The organism is Cypionkella psychrotolerans, from assembly GCF_001294535.1.
Lineage (GTDB): Bacteria > Pseudomonadota > Alphaproteobacteria > Rhodobacterales > Rhodobacteraceae > Cypionkella > Cypionkella psychrotolerans.
This window is the reverse complement of sequence record NZ_LGIC01000034.1, coordinates 50,356-68,653: the sequence shown is the minus strand read 5'-3', so window position 1 is coordinate 68,653 and position 18,298 is coordinate 50,356. Positions and strand designations below refer to the sequence as shown.

The 18,298-nt window shown below is 60.5% G+C and carries 14 protein-coding genes and 1 pseudogene; 4 read left to right on the top strand and 11 right to left on the bottom strand.

The annotated features are described in order from the left end of the window. A pseudogene (locus AKV04_RS08000) lies at window positions 1-710 on the bottom strand (hypothetical protein); the annotation flags it as partial. A 130-nt stretch (window positions 711-840) separates the two neighbouring features. On the opposite strand from AKV04_RS08000, the gene AKV04_RS27810 reads away from it, so the two are divergent. Continuing rightward, the gene (locus tag AKV04_RS27810; RefSeq protein ID WP_054005931.1) at window positions 841-1,026 is read left to right on the top strand and encodes a hypothetical protein; all 186 of its coding nucleotides are present in this window, start codon (window positions 841-843) and stop codon (window positions 1,024-1,026) included. Continuing rightward, window positions 981-2,051 carry a calcium-binding protein gene (locus tag AKV04_RS07990; RefSeq protein WP_054005930.1) on the top strand — a complete coding sequence of 357 codons (1,071 nt, stop codon included), beginning with the start codon at window positions 981-983 and terminating at the stop codon, window positions 2,049-2,051. The genes AKV04_RS27810 and AKV04_RS07990 overlap by 46 nt, the downstream gene beginning before the upstream one ends. Window positions 2,052-2,507: 456 nt before the next feature. Here AKV04_RS07990 and AKV04_RS07985 read toward each other — a convergent pair whose 3' ends face one another. From AKV04_RS07985 to AKV04_RS07940, 10 genes are all read right to left on the bottom strand, one after another. Further along, window positions 2,508-3,554 (bottom strand): tyrosine-type recombinase/integrase, encoded by a 1,047-nt coding sequence (locus tag AKV04_RS07985; RefSeq protein WP_054005929.1) that lies wholly within the window; start codon window positions 3,552-3,554, stop codon window positions 2,508-2,510. Window positions 3,555-3,689: 135 nt separating this feature from the next. Beyond that, complete coding sequence (gene cobA, locus AKV04_RS07980) at window positions 3,690-4,562, bottom strand: uroporphyrinogen-III C-methyltransferase (protein ID WP_054005928.1); 873 nt, start codon at window positions 4,560-4,562, stop codon at window positions 3,690-3,692. Next, window positions 4,559-7,201 (bottom strand): nitrate reductase, encoded by a 2,643-nt coding sequence (locus tag AKV04_RS07975; RefSeq protein WP_054005927.1) that lies wholly within the window; start codon window positions 7,199-7,201, stop codon window positions 4,559-4,561. Before AKV04_RS07975 ends, cobA begins: the two co-directional genes overlap by 4 nt. Further along, complete coding sequence (gene nirD / locus AKV04_RS07970; protein WP_054005926.1) at window positions 7,198-7,530, bottom strand: nitrite reductase small subunit NirD; 333 nt, start codon at window positions 7,528-7,530, stop codon at window positions 7,198-7,200. Before nirD ends, AKV04_RS07975 begins: the two co-directional genes overlap by 4 nt. Next, entirely contained in the window at window positions 7,527-9,962 is a 2,436-nt protein-coding gene (gene nirB / locus AKV04_RS07965; RefSeq protein ID WP_054005925.1) for a nitrite reductase large subunit NirB, read from the bottom strand. Before nirB ends, nirD begins: the two co-directional genes overlap by 4 nt. Beyond that, window positions 9,962-11,605 carry an ABC transporter ATP-binding protein gene (locus AKV04_RS07960; protein WP_054005924.1) on the bottom strand — a complete coding sequence of 548 codons (1,644 nt, stop codon included), beginning with the start codon at window positions 11,603-11,605 and terminating at the stop codon, window positions 9,962-9,964. The genes nirB and AKV04_RS07960 overlap by 1 nt, the downstream gene beginning before the upstream one ends. 5 nt (window positions 11,606-11,610) lie before the next feature. Continuing rightward, window positions 11,611-12,696: an ABC transporter permease gene (locus tag AKV04_RS07955; protein WP_054005940.1), complete on the bottom strand. Its 1,086-nt coding sequence runs from the start codon at window positions 12,694-12,696 to the stop codon at window positions 11,611-11,613. Between the two features lie 65 nt (window positions 12,697-12,761). Further along, window positions 12,762-14,120: a CmpA/NrtA family ABC transporter substrate-binding protein gene (locus tag AKV04_RS07950; RefSeq protein WP_054005939.1), complete on the bottom strand. Its 1,359-nt coding sequence runs from the start codon at window positions 14,118-14,120 to the stop codon at window positions 12,762-12,764. 251 nt (window positions 14,121-14,371) lie between these two features. Continuing rightward, entirely contained in the window at window positions 14,372-15,544 is a 1,173-nt protein-coding gene (locus AKV04_RS07945; RefSeq protein WP_054005923.1) for a CmpA/NrtA family ABC transporter substrate-binding protein, read from the bottom strand. Then, entirely contained in the window at window positions 15,541-16,125 is a 585-nt protein-coding gene (locus AKV04_RS07940) for an ANTAR domain-containing response regulator (RefSeq protein ID WP_054005938.1), read from the bottom strand. Before AKV04_RS07940 ends, AKV04_RS07945 begins: the two co-directional genes overlap by 4 nt. Before the next feature lie 288 nt (window positions 16,126-16,413). On the opposite strand from AKV04_RS07940, the gene AKV04_RS07935 reads away from it, so the two are divergent. Both AKV04_RS07935 and deoC read left to right on the top strand, forming a co-directional pair. Next, complete coding sequence (locus AKV04_RS07935; protein WP_054005922.1) at window positions 16,414-17,139, top strand: DeoR/GlpR family DNA-binding transcription regulator; 726 nt, start codon at window positions 16,414-16,416, stop codon at window positions 17,137-17,139. Between the two features lie 157 nt (window positions 17,140-17,296). Then, the gene (gene deoC / locus AKV04_RS07930; protein ID WP_054005937.1) at window positions 17,297-18,298 is read left to right on the top strand and encodes a deoxyribose-phosphate aldolase; all 1,002 of its coding nucleotides are present in this window, start codon (window positions 17,297-17,299) and stop codon (window positions 18,296-18,298) included.

The window sequence follows — 18,298 nt, the reverse complement described above, 5'->3', positions numbered from 1 at the left end:
ATCGTATTGCGGTTCCGGGGTTGCTCGGCGAACGGGATGCCCCTCGCCATTGGGCTTGAACCCGTGGCGCTTCCAATGGCTCGATCGGGGAGAATGGTATGAACCTGATAGGGCACGACTTCGAGCATGTGTTGCACGAACTCCCAGGCGGTGCGTCTGTCAGCCGTTGCAACGCGTTGCGCGACGGCGAACTTGGCAGTCCGGTCGATGCCGACGAAGAGCGAGAGCTTGCCTTCAGCGGTCTGCATCTCAGCGATGTCCCCTCTCGTGGTTTGCACGCAAACCACGATAGGGCAGCGGATGTGAAAGAACCCGCCTGTCGGCCAATGGATCGGGCAGCGCTTGAACTTCTGGCGCTTCGGCTTGTCGCCCTCGACGCCGGGCAGGCGGGAGATGCCGTGCCGTTGCAGACACCGGTGCAGCGCCGAACGGGTCAGGTGCGGGATCGACGGTTGCAATGCATAGAGGCAGTCATCCCGCGGCAGCAGCGTACGGCGCCGGAATGCGACGACCATCGCCTCTTCGGCCTTTGTCAGAACGGTGGACCGCGGCTCCGACGGCCCGGTCTTCATATCCTCGACCGGCGCGCGCTTGCGCCATTTCGCCACCGTCTTGGGGTTGATGCCCCGCTCGCGGCTCAACTGCGCGAGCGAAGCTTGTGATCGCTGTATTGCGGCTCTGACGGCGTGCGCCCCTCTCGGCGAATGCATGCATTCACCTACCGGGCAACGGGATCGTGGCGCTCCCGGGACGAACCTGTCCCATGTTGCTTCCTTCCATGCCTGAGAAAGGATCGCACCATCAAACCGTGGGATCAAACACCTAAGCGGCTCCGCCGCATTGGATGCAACCGGTTCAGCCAGCGACAACCTGCTGATCGCCAACACCGCAGCCAACCATCTTTGGGGCATGCAGGGCAATGATACCCTTATGGGTGGGGGCGGCGCGGATACGCTGAATGGCGCGCTGGCGATGACAATATGCAAGGCGGCACAGGCAACGATGCCTATTATGTCGACAGCCTAGGCGATCTGTTGGCCGAACAAACCGCCAGCGGCACCGATGTGGTGATCGCGGCCATGGACTGGGCCTTGGGCAGCAACTTTGAGACGCTGATCCTTGATGGCGCAGATAATCTGAACGGCAGCGGCAATACTGCAGCCAACCTGATCAACAGCTACGTCGGCGACAACGCTTCGTTCGGGATGACCGGGAATGACACGCTGAACGGCGGCGGCAATGACACATTGGATGGCGGCGGCGGCGTGGACACGATGACAGGTGGCAACGGCGACGACAGCTATGTTGTGGATGCCCCGTCCGACCGGGTGACTGAGGCTGCCTCTGGCGGGGCCGATACCGTGCTGTCATCTGTCAGCCTGATACTTGCGGTCATTGTCGAAAATCTGACCCTCACCGGACAAGCTGCGATCAACGCAATCGGCAACGCGGCTGATAACCTACTGTCGGGCCTTGCCGGAGCCGACACGATGATCGGTCGCTTGGGCAATGACAGCTATACCGTCGACTCTGTCTTGGATGTGCTGTTTGAAAATGCAGATGAAGGCACAGATCTGATCACAAGTTCGGTCAGCTGGACGCTGGGCAGCGGGTTTGAAAACCTGATACTGTCTGGATCAACGGCCTCCAGCGGCACGGGAAATGCGCAGGCCAACGCGATCACCGGCAATGGTGCGGCCAATCGGTTGCTTGGACAGGCAGGCGATGACTTGCTGACCAGAGACGCAGGCAACGACAGGCTGACGGGCGGCGCGGGCGCTGATCACTTTGTCTTCACCGCATTGGCGAGCGGGGCTGACCAAGGCGATGTCATGGAGTTTAGTGGGCTGCTGATCGGCACCTTCGCCTATATGGGTGGTGCTGCGTTCTCGGGTGGATCGGATAATTGCCGAGGCAAGGGTTGTTGGAACTCAGCTGCAGGTCGATGTGAACGGCGACGGCGCGGCGGATATCCTCATCACCCTAAGCGGCCTGACAAACGCCGGGCAACTCAGCACGATGGATTTCATTTGGAGTTAAACACAGTATAGATCTGGATGTGCGGTGTTCACGCCAAGCGGCGTTGTTGGACAATTCATGTCTGCGGCGTGACTGCCGCTTTCCCCGCTGATTTCAAGCCACGCGATTGATTTCGGCGGTGCCCGCAGGCTGAGAAGCGGTTCATGAGGGCGCTGCGGATCTGGATTTCGGCGGTAAGGCGGTCGAGGATCGCGGTATGGCAGCGGCGGGTGTTATCGACACCATCCGTTGCCCGGCAATGGTTTGCATGCAAACCGTGAGAGGGGGGGGGTAACGGTGCCGATCTCTTCACCCTCAAGGATCTGGTCGAGCCGCTCCGGAAAGCCCGGACTGTCGCTGGACCCGTGCGTCATGCGAGACCGGGAGGGTGAAGGCTTGCTCATACCGCCTATCTAACCATATGGCTTCACGAAGTGAATCGTCCAAGGGCAGAGTTGTGCAGCAACGCCCCGCAGATGAAATAAGCCTTAGTCGCCCAGCAAATCTGTCGCGGGGTTTTCGGTGATCTCGACATCGGCGTAATAGCGCTGGGCCTGAACAGCCGAGCGGTGCAGCGATAATTTCATCGCCGCCGCAAGCGGCGCGCCGTCCAAGGCCGCTTGGGTCAAAAATCCTGAGCGTAAACCATGCGGGGTGGCGTAATCCTCTGGCAGTCCCGCAAGTTTCAAGCGATGCCGCAAGATCACCCGTATCGCATCCGGCGCAAGCTTGCGGCCCAGCACGCGGTCGGCTTGCGAGATCGGGCGGAACAGCGGCCCCGAGGTGATGGCGGCCGCCTCTATCCAACCCATCACTGCCCGTGCCGCGCGACCTTTCAGTGGCAGGCGCGGCGCTTCGGTCTTGCTGGTGGTTTTGGTTTCCAGCAAGCGGACCCAAATCAGCCCCTTGGCGGCGAAATCCTCAATGCCAATATCCTCACGGTAAAGATTGGTGATCTCGCTGCGCCGCCGCCCGCCCGAGCCAAACCCCAGCATCAGCACCGCCCGATCGCGAAGACCCCGCATGCTGTCGTCACAACTGGCCAACAACAACTCCAAGACATTGCGCGTCACTGGGCGCGGCGATTTCGGCATCCTCGGTCGCGCCGCCGCCTTACGGCCCTTCGCCCGCGCCTGCTTCAGCAAAGGTGCCTCGAACGGTGAGGCCAAGTTTTTCATCCGATGAAACGCCCGCCACGAAGCAATCTTGCGATCCAATGTGGCCGGGGCCGGGCAAGCCAAACTCAGGCGCAGCCCCAGTTCGACCAACTCTTGTGCGGCATCTTGCGCGGCGCCGGGCACCTCTGTCAGATCCAGCGTGTGATCCAGCACAAACCGCAGCGCCACCCGCTCGCTTTCCGGCCAGATCAGGCTTCGCCCAAAAACCGCAGCTTTCCACGCTGCGATATAGGCCAGATCGCGCTCCCACGCGCGCAATGTGTTCTGCGGCGTGCCACGCTTGTAGAGTGCAGCAAGCGCCGCCTCATCCTCGGCGGAAAGTTGGACGTAAGACGGCAGAGGCAGATTGGATTTCATCGCGGCCCAATGTGATTTCGAAACGACTCTGACAGGCCATCCCACCAGATCAAGAGTCTCGATAACAGCTTTCGGCCTAGATGATCACCACGGATCGGCCCTGCGGTGCAAAATCCGTTCTGTCACAGAACGGGATTAGGCGGATACCGCAACAGCATTGACCCGTGACGCTCCAGAGGTTGCATCAATCAAAGTCCAACGGATCAGCAAGATCGCTGGATTGAGGTTCGGATGTTGCGCGCAAAGCGCTTCCAGCCCATCCAGACGGCAATGAAACACCCGCTCCTCATGTGTTTGCGCCTTAGAGATCACCTGCACGGCACAGTCCGCAGGCCAGCCCGCGCCCAGCAAACCTTGCGTTATAGATGCCGCCTGCGACACCCCCATATAGCAGGCCAACGTGGTGCCCGCCTGCGCCGTGGTGGTCCAATCCTGAGCGCCGTCGTGGCGCAGATGCCCGGCGGCAAGGATCAGCCGTTCGGTTTGGCCACGCTCGGTCAGAAAGCTGCGGGCCGAGGCAGCCGCAGCACAGGCCGAGGTGACACCGGGCACAATCTCCCAGTCCACCCCGGCGGCATTCATCGCATCGGCTTCCTCTGCCCCGCGGCCAAAGATGCCCGGATCGCCACATTTCAACCGCACCACCTGTTGCCCCGCTTGCGCTGATTGCACCAGCAATGTGTTGATCTGCGCCTGTGGCATCGCATGACAGCCGGGGGCCTTGCCAACATAGATCAGGCTCGCCCCTTTGCGCGCACGCTTCAGCAAAGCCGGATCGGCGAGGCGATCATAATAGACCACATCGGCAGCTTGCAGGCGCTCCAATCCCCGCAAAGTGATCAGATCAGCCGAGCCGGGGCCAGCGCCGACAAGGCTGACGAAGCCTTGTTTGGCGGCTTTCGTTCGTGCGGTTATATGTGTCGTGCTGCCGTTTGGCAGGCGCGCTTGCCAAATCCGAAAGGCAAGGATAAGATGTAAAAACAATGGCTTGGGCGCAATGGTGATCATTCGGCAGCCTCTGGAAGTTTGAAACGGGTGAGCAATCCGGCAAGTTCCGGGCGGCACGATCCGCAGGACGTGCCTGCACCCAAGGCTTCACCCAAGGCGGCAACACTCAGCGCGCGGCCCGATTGGATCGCCGCGCGGATGGTGTTGATCCCGACATTCAGGCAAGCGCAAACCGTAGCGCCGGGGGTGGGCATATCAGCCCGCGGGCGGCCAGCGAGGATGGTGGGCTCGGCCTCATTCAGGCGGCTGGCCAAGTGATCTCGGGCCACAGCGACGGGGCTGGGGCCCGCGAACAAGGCGGCGAGCAAGCGGCCCTCGACGTGAAAAGCGATGCGGGCAAGGCCGCGTTTGGCGTCGATGACGGTTGTTGCTTCGGCACTGGGCAGGGCGAACAGGGCGCGCGCGTATTGGGTCCAATCCTCGGGCGCTGTAAGCCCCGCCAATTCCATCCGCCAGCCACCGGGGACACGGGCGCGGGCCCAGTATTCTGCGGTCGGCTGTAGGACGGTGGCGCTGATGGCGAAGCCGAACCAATGCGCGGGGTAAAGCTGGGCCGCGACGGCGGCGGCTTTGCTTTCAGGTTGGCCGGAAATTGGGTCCACAAGGCCCGGCACCAAAGCGTCGATGCGGGCAGCAGAGGCGGTCTCAGCCGTCCAGTGCATCGGTGCGAACAACTGGCCGGGGGCTGCGTTCTGGCTGATCAGCGCGCGCAGGAGGTTGCGGCCATGTCCATTGGAAAGTTCAACCAGATCATCGGGTTGGATATTCAGACGCGCGGCATCGCTCGGATGTATTTCCACAAACGGCTCCGCCAGATGCTGGCTGAGGCGCGGCGATTTCGCGGTGCGGGTCATCGTATGCCATTGATCGCGGATGCGCCCGGTGTTCAGGCGGAACGGGTGTTCGGGCGTCAAGGCTTGCGGTGCGCGGGGCGTGATCGGCAGCATCCGCGCGCGGGCGTCTGGGGTATGAAACTGCCCGGTGGCGAAGAAGCGACCTCCCTTTTGGCGCGAGTTTTGTGGCCATGTGAAGGGGGTGAGGGTGTCGTAGGCGGCTTGGCTCAGGCTGGCGAGGTCAGAGATGTCAAAGTCGCTGCCGAGGTTTCCGGCGATGCCAGACAATGCAGCGTATTCGGTGAAAATCTCCGCCTCGGTTTCCCAAGCGAAGGCCTTGCCGTGGCTCATTCGCTTGGCAACCTGCGCCAGCGCCCACCAGTCAGGACGCGCCTTGCCGGGAGGCGGCAGAACCGAGCGTTGACGGCTGATCGTGCGATCAGAATTGGTGACGGTTCCGTCCTTTTCACCCCAAGCCGTCGCGGGCAGCAGCACATGCGCCAGCCGCGCGGTGTCGGTTTCGGCGGTGACATCGCTGACCACAACGAACGGGCACGCCTTGATCGCCGCCGTCACCGCGTCGGCATCGGGCATGGTTACAGCGGGATTGGTGTGGATGATCCAAATGGCTTTGATCGTCCCATCGGCCACGGCACGAAACATATCGACCGCCTTCAGCCCCGGCTTTTGCGCCGTAGCGGGGCTGGCCCAAAAGCCCTGAACTGCATCACGGTGAGTCTGATTTTCGATGTCCAAATGGCAGGCGAGCATATTAGCGAGGCCCCCCACCTCGCGCCCGCCCATCGCATTGGGCTGACCCGTGACCGAAAATGGCCCCATGCCGGGACGGCCGATCCGCCCGGTGGCAAGGTGGCAGTTGATGATCGCATTGACCTTATCGCTGCCCGACGAGGATTGGTTGATGCCTTGGCTATAAACCGTCACCACCTTTTCGGTGCAGGTCCACAGGCGCAGAAACTTGGCCAGATCGGCTGCGGGCAGGCCAGTTTCACTCGGATCACTGGCGCAAGCGGCGGTCAGCGCCTCGGTATAGCCCGTAACATTGGAGAGATAGTCGAGGTCAACCGCCCCCGTGTCTGCGATCGCCACCAGCAGCGCGTTGAACAAGGCCGCATCCGACCCCGGCGCTATCGCCAAATGCAGGTCAGCAATGTCACAAGTGGCGGTCCGCCTTGGATCAATCACCACGATTTTCATCGCAGGGCGAACAGCTTTCGCGATGGCAAGGCGCTGATACAAAACCGGGTGACACCACGCAAGATTCGATCCGGTCAGCACCACCAGATCGGCCAACTCCAAGTCTTCATACAGCCCCGGCACGGTATCAGAGCCAAACGCCCGCTTGTGGCCTGCGACAGAGGACGCCATGCAAAGCCTTGAATTGGTGTCGATATTGGCGGAACCAATGAAGCCCTTCATCAGCTTGTTGGCAACGTAATAATCCTCGGTCAGCAATTGCCCCGAAACATAAAACGCCACCGCATCCGGGCCATGATCCGCGATCACCTTAGAAAACCGCTTCGCCACCACGCCCAAAGCGTCGTCCCAAGCCACGTCTTGCCCGAACACACGCGGCGCCAGCAAACGCTCCTCCAGCCCCACAGTTTCGCCCAAAGCGCTGCCCTTAGAGCACAGCCGCCCCTTGTTCGCCGGGTGATCGGGGTCACCCTTTACACTCAGCCCGCCCTTGCCATCGGCCGCAGCCAAGATGCCACAGCCGACGCCGCAATAGGGGCAGGTGGTGCGAATTTGGCCGGGTTCTAACGAGACGGGCTGTAGGGTCATGCGGCTGACCGCCGGACCAAACGGCTGGCATCTAGCAAAATCCGGCCAGCTTCGACCCGCGCCGGATAACTTTGTACCGCGCCTTCATCCGCCCCCAGCGCCACGCCGGTTTCCAAGGAAAACACCCAAGCGTGCAGCGGGCAGGTGACGGCATTGCCATGCACGATGCCTTCCGACAGTGGTCCGCCCTTGTGCGGGCAGCTGTCGTCAAGCGCGAACACCTGATCTTCGGCAGTACGGAACACCGCCACACAGCCAGCGGCAGTTTTCACCACCCGCGCACCCTGTGCCGGGATGTCACTCAACGCGCCAATGTCGATCCAGTTCATTCGGCGGCCTCCAGCGAAAGATCGGCCATCGGCACCCACTGCGCCCGTTGGTCGGGTTTGGAAAGCTCCGCCCACGGGTCAATCTGATAGACCGATTGCGACAGCATGAAGCGGTCATACAAAGCCCGACGCACCGTCAGGTCGGCCATCTGCTCCTGACACCAACCAAGACCCACTTTGCCGACCCATTTGTAAATCCGGTGCAGATAGCGGCTGTTTTCTCGGTAAAGCTGCACGAAGGCCGCGATGATTTCCATGGTTTCAGCCTCGGTGGTGGCCTTGCACAGAAACTCGGTTTCGCGAACATCCATCCCGGCAGCACCCGCCACCGAAATCTCATAGCCACTGTCCACGCAAACCACGCCGATATCCTTGCAGGTCGCCTCCGCACAGTTGCGCGGGCAGCCCGAGACGCCGAGTTTCACCTTTGCGGGTGTCCAAGACCCCCACAAAAGCTTCTCCAGCTTGATCCCCAGCCCGGTGGAATCCTGCGTGCCAAAGCGGCAGAAATCCGACCCCACGCAGGTTTTCACCGTGCGCAGCCCTTTGGCATAGGCATGACCCGACACCATCCCCGCCGCGTTCAGATCTTGCCACATCGACGGCAAATCTTCCTTCTTCACGCCCAACAGATCGATCCGCTGACCGCCCGTCACCTTCACCAGCGGCACATTGTATTTGTCCGCCGCATCCGCAATCGCGCGCAATTCGGACGGCGTCGTCACCCCACCCCACATCCGCGGCACTACCGAATAGGTTCCGTCCTTTTGGATATTGCCGTGGTTCCGTTCGTTAACAAAACGGCTTTGGCGGTCATCGACATATTCCGTCGGCCAATCCGCGATCAGGTAATAATTCAACGCCGGACGGCAGGACGCACAGCCGCCAACCGAGCGCCAGCCAAGTTCCTGCATCACCGCCGGGATCGACTTCAGCGCCATCGACTTGATCAGCCGCCGCACATCCTCATGCGTATGATCGGTGCATTTGCACATCGCGGGGTTAGCGTTGGCGGTAAAGCTGTCGCCTAACGTCACCGCCATCACCTGCTCGACCAAACCGGTGCAGGTGCCACAACTGGAGCTGGCTTTGGTCGTAGCCCGCACGAGGTCCAACGTATTGGCTCCGCCGAGGATCGCATCAACGATCTTGCTCTTACAAACGCCGTTACAGCCACAAATCTCCGCGCTAGGCGGCAAGGCTGCAACGGCTGCCATAGGGTCCGTTTGGGCACCCCCTTGATAGGCTGGGCCGAAGATCAAGGTCTCGCGCATCGCGGTAATATCGGTGCCATCTTTGATCAGCCCGAAGAACCAGTTGCCGTCGGCGGTATCGCCATACATCACCGCGCCGACCAGTTGGTCGCCCTCAATCACCAGCCGTTTGTAAACCCCCCGCGCCGGATCGCGGAACACGATATCCTCGCGCCCCGGACCGTCGGCAAAATCGCCAGCCGAGAACAAATCGCAACCCGTCACCTTCAGTTTGGTCGCCGTCTGCACCGGACGGAAGGCGCTTTCCTGCCCCAGCAAAGCCTGCGCCAAAACCTTGGCTTGGTCATAAAGCGGAGCCACAAGCCCAAACAACTGCTTGTTATGCTCAATACATTCGCCCACCGCCCAGATCGCTGGGTCAGAGGTCTGCATCGCATCATTCACCATGATGCCACGCCCCACATCCAGATGCGCGTCATTCGCAAGCCGCACTTCGGGGCGGATACCCACCGCCATGCAGACGATATCGGCGTCATAAACCGTGCCATCCTCCAGCAGAACGGCCTCTACCCGGTCGGTGCCGAGGATGGCCTTAGTCGCCCCTTTGCAGTGGATTTTCATCCCCCGCGCCTCCAGCGACTTTTGTAGCAAATAGCCTGCGGCGGGGTCTAACTGCCGCTCCATCAGATGGCCCATCAGATGGATCACCACCACCTCCATGCCGCGCAACTGCATCCCTGCAGCGGCTTCCAGCCCCAGCAACCCGCCGCCAATCACCACCGCCTTGGCCCCCGGCTTGGCTGCCGCTATCATCGCATTGGTGTCTTCCAGATCGCGGTAAGTGACGACGCCGGGCAGCTTGTGGCCCGGCACCGGAATGATGAAGGGCGCAGATCCGGTCGCGATGATCAACTGATCATAAGGCGTCTCCACCCCGGCGCTGGTCACGGTTTTTGCGGCACGGTCAATCTTGGTGACAGCGTGGCCCAACACGGTTTTGACACCGCGTGCGGCATACCAAGCGTCGTCATGCGTGACGATTTCCGCATAGGTTTTCTCGCCTGACAAAACTGGGGAAAGCATGATCCGATTGTAGTTCCCGCGCGGCTCTGCGTTGAACAGGGTGATATCAAACGCATCCGGCGCTGCATCCGTCAGTTGTTCCAGCACCCGGCCCGAGGCCATGCCCGCCCCGATGACGACAAGTTTCTGTTTCATCACGCGACGTCCTTCTTCTTGTGGCCGTGTTCGTATTCTTCAAGGAATGCAAGCACTTCGCTGCGGTAGTGATAATAGTCTGGGTGTTCCAGCAGGCTGCGGCGACTGCGCGGGCGCGGCAGTTTCACCTCGGTGATTTTGCCAATCGTGGCGTTCGGCCCGTTGGTCATCATCACCACGCGGTCGGCGAGCAAAATCGCCTCGTCCACGTCATGCGTGACACAAACGGCGGTGACTTTGGTGCGCGACCACACCTCCATCAGCACTTCCTGCAATTCCCACCGGGTCAGGCTGTCGAGCATCCCGAACGGCTCATCCAGCAACAGCAGCTTGGGCGACAAGGCAAAGGCCCGCGCGATGCCAACCCGCTGCCGCATACCGTTCGACATATCGGCCGCTTGACGGTTCATCGCATCGCCCAGCCCGACACGCTCCAGATAATATTCCACCACCTCTTGGCGTTCGACTTGGGTGGATTTTGGATAAACCTTGTCCACGCCGATGGCGACGTTTTCCTTTGCCGTCAGCCAAGGGAACAGATTGGGCGATTGGAACACCACGGCGCGCTCGGGGTCGGCACCTTCCACATGCGTGCCGTCCAGCGTGATCGCACCCTTCGAGATACTGTTCAGCCCCGCCGTCATTGTCAAAACGGTGGATTTGCCGCAGCCGGAATGGCCGATCAGGCTGACAAACTCGCCCTTCTTCAGGATCAAGTTGAAATCCTCCACCACCGTCAAAGGCCCCTTGGCGGTGGCATAGACCTTGTGCAGCTGCGAATAGCGCAGATAACGTGCGTCCAACGCCGAATTGGCGGCCTTGGCATAGGCTTTCGGCAAAGCATGGCGCGGGGTCAAAGCGGGCAGCAGCCGGGTTTCCGGCAGCTTGGATTTGATGCCGACATCCATCAGATAGGCGGTGACATCGGCGCGCAAGGTTTTGAATTCAGCACTTTCGTTCATCGAACTGCGGTCGCGCGGTCGCGGCAGGTTGACCGGAAACGCCGCACCCAAACTACCATCTGGATTGAGGCACAGGATGCGGTCGGCCAGCACCAAAGCTTCATCGACATCATTGGTGATCAGCACCACGGTGCGCCTGTCCGCCGCCCAGATCGCCTCAATTTCTGCGGCCACATTGCCCCGCGTCAGCGCATCCAAAGCCGACAAAGGCTCGTCCATCAGCAGCACTTCCGGCTGCATCGCCAAAGCCCGCGCTACAGCCACCCGCTGCCGCATCCCACCGGAAAGTTCCGCCGGGCGACGATCTGCGGCATGGCCCAAACCCACCATCTTGATATATTTCTGCACCAAAGCGGTGCGTTCAGCCTTGCTGCCTTTGGACACTGCATCGACCGCCAGCCCAATGTTGCCCGCCACCGTCAGCCACGGCATCAGCGCATAGGATTGAAACACCAGCCCGCGCTCGGGCCCCGGCCCGGTCACCGGTGCACCCTTGAAATTCACCTCGCCGCGATCCGGCAGGGTCAGCCCGGCCATCAGGTTGATCAACGTGGTTTTGCCGGAACCAGAGAAGCCAAGGATCGCCAGAAACTCGCCGTCCTGCACCTGAAAGCTCAGGTTCCGCAGCACAGGCATATCGCCGTAGCCCTTGGAAACATTGTTAAACTCAAGAATGCCCATCCCGCTCACCGATTATTCGAGAAGGTGAACAGCGATTGCAAAGCGAACATCACCCGATCAAGCAGAAAGCCGATGATGCCAATGGTCAGCACTGCAACCATGATCTTGGCTAGGGATTGCTCCGATCCGTTCTGAAACTCATCCCAGACGAATTTGCCAAGCCCCGGATTCTGCGCCAACATTTCTGCGGCAATCAGCACCATCCAGCCAACGCCCAAAGACAGCCGCAGCCCAGTGAAAATCAACGGCAGCGCCGAGGGCAGCACCAACCGGGTGATCTTTTTCCACAACGACAGCTTCAGCACACGGCTGACGTTGACCAGATCCTTGTCAATTGACGCCACCCCCAGCGAGGTGTTGATCAGCGTCGGCCACAGCGAACACAACGTCACCGTAAAGGCCGAAACAATGAAGCTTTTCGGCATATTGCCGTCCGTGTACACCGCCGAGACCACCATCGTCACAATCGGTAGCCAAGCCAGCGGCGACACCGGTTTGAACAACTGCACCAGCGGGTTGATCGCCGCGTTTGCCGTCGCCGACAGCCCCGCCAAAATTCCCAAAGGCACCGCAATCACCGTGCCAATCAGAAACCCCGCGAACACCGTCTTAATTGAGGTCCAGATCTGCGCATAATAGGTCGGCTTGCCGGTATAGGCCGGAGTTCTCACCTCGTCCGCCTTGCCGTCCGCCACCAAAGCGGCGTTTTTCGCGGCCTGCTTGGCGTAAAACTCCTGCTCTTTCACGCCTTCAGCCGCAGCGCTGGCGTCCAAAGCAACCGCCTGTTCCCACACCTGCAAAGGCCCCGGAATAGCGCCCAGCGAAGTCTGTACCATCGGCGCAAGGCTGGCCCAAAGTGCTAAGAAACCCGCAATCGCCAACATTGGCACGACCGCCAACCGCCAGATTTCCGGCACTTGGCCCCGCGGATTATCCCCGGCCAGCACGCGCCATATCGGAGTGATCCATGCCAGCCCCAGCAGCTTGAACCATTTGTCGCATTTGCTGATCAAGCGATAAAGCTTGTCCAGCCTTGCGGCGCGGTCACGGGCGGGTTCTTCGGGCAAAGCGGCAGGGTCAAGCAGGGTCATGTCAGTCTCCATCAGCGGCGGCGTTTTCCGGCGCCTCCGCCAGACAATCCAGATAAACTATTGATTCAGTTGATGATTTCACCGCCTGCGACGGTCTGGCCGTCTTTCAGCCCAATCGTCAGGCTGTCGATATAGGCGTTCGGTTTGGTGCCATCATAGGACACCCCGTCGATGAAATCGGCGGAGGGTTCGCGGTAGCCGTCGGCGTCAAAATCGAACTCGTCAGCAGTGGCATTGCCATCAGCGATCAAAGCCTCAGCGGCGGCTTTGTAGATCTCCGGCTTGTAGACCGACTTCGCGGTTTCATCGAACCACGCATCCGGCTTGCCCTCGCCGATCTGCCCCCAACGCCGCATCTGGGTCAGATACCAGACCGCATCGGAATAGTAGGGGTAGGTCGCGTTATAGCGGAAGAACACGTTGAAATCGGGGGCAGGGCGCTTGTCGCCCTTTTCATACTCGAACGTCCCGGTCATTGAGTTGCCGATTACCGCCGCATCCGCGCCGACATAATCCGAACTGGACAGGATTTGCACCGCTTCGGCGCGGTTGGCGTTGTCATTCTCGTCCAACCAGATCGCGGCACGGATCAGCGCCTTGGTCAGCGCCAAAGTGGTCTGCGGATTGGCTTCAACGAATGCAGCGGTCAGGCCGAACACCTTTTCCGGGTTGTTCTTCCAGATGTCATTGTCGGTGATCACGGGAACGCCGATGCCCTTGGCAACCGCGGCTTGGTTCCACGGCTCCCCAACGGAATAGCCGTCGATGGTGCCAGCTTCCAAGGTCGCGGGCATTTGCGGCGGCGGCGTCACCGAAATCAGCACATCGCCACCGATCTGGCCCGACACATCATCCGCCGAATACAGCCCCGGATTGATGCCGCCCGCCGCCAACCAGTAGCGGAGTTCATAGTTATGGGTGGAAACCGGGAACACCATGCCAAGATTGAACGGCTTACCTTCGGCGGCATAGGCCTCAATCACCGACTTCAGCGCAGAAGCGGAAATCGGATGCGCAGGCTTGTCGCCCTCCATTTTCAACCCCGGCTTCATCGCCTCCCAAACCGCATTGGAAACCGTGATCGCGTTGCCGTTCAGATCCATCGAGAACGGCGTCACCAGTTTCGCCTTGGTGCCATAGCCAATCGAGGCCGCAATTGGCTGCCCCGCCAGCATATGCGCGCCGTCCAACTCGCCGGAAACCACGCCATCCAGCAGCACTTTCCAATTCGACTGCGCCACCAAAGTCACCGAAAGGCCTTCGTCTTCAAAGAAGCCCTTTTCCTTGGCAATCGCCAAAGGCGCCATGTCGGTCAGTTTGATGAAACCCAAAGTTAGCTCGGGTTTCTCAATGCCGGGGGTTTCGGCGAAAGCGGGGAAGGCAAGCAAGGCGGTCGTGGCAAGCAGGGCTGAGATGCGTGTCATGTCTGGTTCCCGGATGTCCCCGCAACGGGGCGTTGAAATGCAAAAAGCCGCCAGATCCCATGCCAACAGAGGCAGTGGATCGAGCGGCGGTGCTCGGCTTTTCCCAACTTTGGGGGTCGGCGGTGAAGGCGTCATTGCCTTCGTGCTTGGATTAAATCTGCCGATGCCGCGCTGCAGCGTCAAATCATCCGTGTCGGATTCTGTGCAATTTATGACGATTTCGCAGTCGCAGCATCGCACTGCCACTTTTTTCAGCGTGCAAGCGCGGTCAGGTCGAAAATTCGGGCGTCAAAAAAGCGATCGGCGGGCAGAATCAGCTGTCCACGCTCGGCAGGAACAGCGGTGTCGATTGCCAAAGCGCCCTCAAGCTTCTCAGACGCGCCCGGCAGAATGGCACCCGCGGGGCGCAGATGCAGACGATAGAGATCGCTGCGGAACACATCGGCGGCAGAGGCCGACGCTTCGGCCACATCCAGCCCATGCCGCCCCGCCAAAGATGCGCCAATCCACGCTGCCTGACTGCGCCACGGAAAGCCCGCCGCACCCTCAAAGAACTCGATCAGCTGCGGCGTCACATGTTCGCGGCCATCCGGTGCGGTCACAATCCGACCGGTCAACGCCCGCTCCACCAGTTCCGCCGACACGGCAATGCGCCCCTGCGCAGTCAGCATCTCCGCCGCGATGATGTGGTTTTCCGCCCGCCCCAGCCAACGCCCCGCCCGCCACAAGGCGCGCAACAGCCGCCCCGCCAGCGCGGGCTCTGCCGCAGCCCAACCCAACCGGGTCGCCAGTACTTTCTCCGGTGCCCGCGCCCACAAAGCCGAGGTCGGCAGCAGCAGAGTGCCGGAACCGTTCTCCACCGCGACAGAACCCCAAGGCTCACCCACACAAAACAGATCAATCTCGCCTGCCTGTAGCGCCTCGGCCATACGCGGCGGCGGCACGGTGCGGATATCGAGTTGCGCCGCATGCGCGCCAGAAGCTGCCAGCCAATACAGCAACAACTCGCGGTGCATCGAAAACGTATAGGGCACACCGATGCGCAGGCTGGGCGCAGCCTCCAACAAAGCCTGCCCCGCCGCCGCCGCGTCGGTGAAATCAAAGCCATACCCCGCGCTTGCCATCTTGGCTGCCAAAGCGTTGGAAATCCCAACCACATTGCCATTCAGGTTCAGCACACACAAAGCCTCAAACCGCACCGGGCCACGCCCCAAGCCCAAGGCCATCGCCACCGGCACCGGTGCCAGCATCTGCGCCGCATCAACTTGCCCCACCGCCAGCATATCGCGCAACGCCGCCCAACTGGGGGCAGCGTGCAGATCCAGCGACAGCCCCTCCTCCTCGGCAAAGCCCAAAGCCTCGGCGATGATCAAGGGCGCGGCATCCAGCAGCGGTACATAGCCAAGGCGCAGGGTCACGCTCATTTCAACAAATCCGCCGCAAGGACCAAAGCTGAAGCCACATCGGCCAGCTTGCGCCCCTGATCCATCGCGGTCTTGCGCAGCAAGGCGTAGGCTTCTTCCTCGCCAATACCGCGCGCGCGCATCAAAATCCCCTTGGCGCGGTCAATCGCCTTGCGTTCTTCCAGCGCCCGGCGAGTCTCAACCAACTCAATCCGCATCTTTTGCAGCATATGAAACCGCGCGATGGCCGCATCCAAGATCGGCTTGATCCGATCCGCCCGCAGGCCATCGACCACATAGGCCGACATCCCGGCCTCAATCGCCGCTTTGGTCAGGCTGCCATCGCTTTGATCGACAAACATCGCCACAGGGCGTTCGGTCGGCCCCGTCGCCAAAGCCAGTTCCTCCAACACATCGCGCGAGGGATTTCCGGCGTCGATCAGCACCAGATCAGGATTGCGCTGGGCAATGCGACGGGCAAGCCCGGTTTCCTCGGCAATCACCATCACATCAAAATCACCGGCGTCGCGCAGACCATCCACGATCAGCATCGCGCGGGCGCGGTCCTTCTCGACCACAATGATGGAAAGCCGTTGTGTCATGGTATTGGAAGACGGCGATGCGCCGCGCGAGGAAAGCGCAACCGCAGTCAACAGGGCCAGCATCAGTTCATGGTGCAGGCATATGATTAAACTGTGAGCAAATGCCGTGAGTATGCGATAAAAATGTGCAAAACGACAAAGCTGGTCGAAGCCCCGCGCGCCTTCCTGGTAGTCGGCAAACTAAAGTCGGCAGACAGGCCCCCAGATTGTTTACTTCATAACAATGGTTGAAAAATGGCCAGTAATGTTATAAAAATAACAGTAAGCGACCGTTCAGGAGGCTACAAAATGACCGCAAAAGACCGCCGCATAATGGCGCTGTCGCTGGCTTTGGCCGAACGGAAAGTGATCCACCTGAAGGAAGCCGCAGCCTTGATGCAGGTGTCAGAAATGACAGTGCGGCGCGATGTGGCTGAAAACCCCGACCTGTTCGGCACCCTCGGCGCGCATATCATTCCGGCAGGCAGGCCCGATCTGGAAGCCCCCTATGCCATCGACCGCGCTGCCGAAAGCCATTCCGTGGCCAAGCGCCAAGCCTCCATCCACGCCTTGCGCTATCTTCAGCCGGACGAAACCGTGTTCATAGATTGTGGTAGTACGCTCACCCATCTTGTCGATCTGATCCCTGCCGATACCCGCCTGACGGTGGTGTGCTATGCTTTCAATACGGCAGAGCGTATGATTACAAAGGAAAATATCACACTTATTCTTTTGGGCGGAGTCTTTCACCCCACCTCGGCCTCCTTCGCCGGGGCCTCTGGGGCCGATACGCTGAACGCCTTGGGTATCAATGTCGCCTTCCTGTCCGCCTCTGGCGTGGACCGGCAGCGCGGGGTGTCTTGCGAGCAGTTCCACGAGGTGCCAATCAAGCGCAAAGCGATGGAGATGGCGCAGCGCCGCTATCTGGTCTGCGACCAAAGCAAGATCGGCCGTGTGCGACCTGCCCACTTTGCAGATGTCAGTGATTTTGACGCCATAATCACCGAGGCGGGTGAATTGCCGTCAGACGCCTAAGGCCGGTGCTCTCCTCTGCGCGAAAAGTAATGTTGTAATTATAACAAATATAATGATATAAAAATAACGAAAGCAGGCATTGAGTCGAATCGGCTCGAAAGACTCGCGCCGGATTGCCTCGGAAATTTCGCGCAGCGGAGGGTATTTGGTGACGATATTGCAGCCGAAAACACAGGCTAAGGTCGCCTCGGTGCAGCAGGCGGTTGGCCATGCTGCGCGCAATGCCGGGATGCCGCTCGATCTGGAATGGATCGCGCAAACACGGGTCAACCAATCCGCCACTGATCGGCGCGTCACCAGCCTGCCCGGTCGGCGTAGCGTCAAAAAAGATGCGCAGGCGGCTTGGTTGCTGAAAGCCCTCACCTGTATCGATCTTACCACCCTCAGCGGGGATGACACCGCCGGACGCGTCCGCAGGCTCTGCGCCAAGGCGGCACAACCGCTGACCCCCGCCTTGCAAGAGGCGCTGGGCATGGCGGATCGCCGCATCACCACGGGTGCTGTCTGCGTCTATCACCGCTTCGTTGCCACGGCTGTCGAAGCGCTGGCAGGCACAGGAATACCCGTCGCGGCTGTCTCAACGGGCTTTCCGGCGGGCCTTGCGCCGCATGATGTAAAGCTGCGCGAGATCGCGGCCTCGGTCGCCGATGGCGCCGCCGAGATCGATATCGTCATCACCCGCGAACATGTGCTAACCGGCAACTGGCAAGCCCTCTACAATGAAATGCGCGATTTCCGCGCCGCTTGTGGCGCTGCCCATGTCAAAGCCATCCTCGCGACGGGCGAATTGAAAACCCTGCGCAATGTCGCGCAAGCCAGCCTTGTCTGCATGATGGCAGGCGCGGATTTCATCAAAACCTCCACCGGGAAAGAGGCCGTCAACGCCACGCCCGCCGTGACCCTGACGATGATCCGCACCATTCGCGATTACCATGACCGCACCGGATATCGCGTTGGCTACAAACCCGCAGGCGGCATTGCCACCACCAAAGACGTGCTGATGCAGCAGTTCTTGATGAAGGAAGAATTGGGCCGCCCGTGGCTGGAACCCGACCTTTTCCGCATTGGTGCCTCCAGCCTTCTGGCCGACATCGAACGCCAACTCGAAACCCATCTCACCGGCGGCTATTCTGCCTTCAACCGTCACCCGATCGGATAA

Excerpts from the sequence above, each read along its gene's own strand:
- AKV04_RS07950 (WP_054005939.1), bottom strand. The coding sequence starts at position 14,120 with ATGACACGCATCTCAGCCCTGCTTGCCACGACCGCCTTGCTTGCCTTC.
- AKV04_RS07990 (WP_054005930.1), top strand. The coding sequence starts at position 981 with ATGCAAGGCGGCACAGGCAACGATGCCTATTATGTCGACAGCCTAGGC.
- nirD (WP_054005926.1), bottom strand. The coding sequence starts at position 7,530 with ATGAACTGGATCGACATTGGCGCGTTGAGTGACATCCCGGCACAGGGT.
- AKV04_RS07985 (WP_054005929.1), bottom strand. The coding sequence starts at position 3,554 with ATGAAATCCAATCTGCCTCTGCCGTCTTACGTCCAACTTTCCGCCGAG.
- AKV04_RS07935 (WP_054005922.1), top strand. The coding sequence starts at position 16,414 with ATGACCGCAAAAGACCGCCGCATAATGGCGCTGTCGCTGGCTTTGGCC.
- cobA (WP_054005928.1), bottom strand. The coding sequence starts at position 4,562 with ATGATCACCATTGCGCCCAAGCCATTGTTTTTACATCTTATCCTTGCC.
- AKV04_RS07975 (WP_054005927.1), bottom strand. The coding sequence starts at position 7,201 with ATGACCCTACAGCCCGTCTCGTTAGAACCCGGCCAAATTCGCACCACC.
- AKV04_RS07955 (WP_054005940.1), bottom strand. The coding sequence starts at position 12,696 with ATGACCCTGCTTGACCCTGCCGCTTTGCCCGAAGAACCCGCCCGTGAC.
- AKV04_RS07945 (WP_054005923.1), bottom strand. The coding sequence starts at position 15,544 with ATGAGCGTGACCCTGCGCCTTGGCTATGTACCGCTGCTGGATGCCGCG.
- AKV04_RS07960 (WP_054005924.1), bottom strand. The coding sequence starts at position 11,605 with ATGGGCATTCTTGAGTTTAACAATGTTTCCAAGGGCTACGGCGATATG.
- nirB (WP_054005925.1), bottom strand. The coding sequence starts at position 9,962 with ATGAAACAGAAACTTGTCGTCATCGGGGCGGGCATGGCCTCGGGCCGG.
- AKV04_RS07940 (WP_054005938.1), bottom strand. The coding sequence starts at position 16,125 with ATGACACAACGGCTTTCCATCATTGTGGTCGAGAAGGACCGCGCCCGC.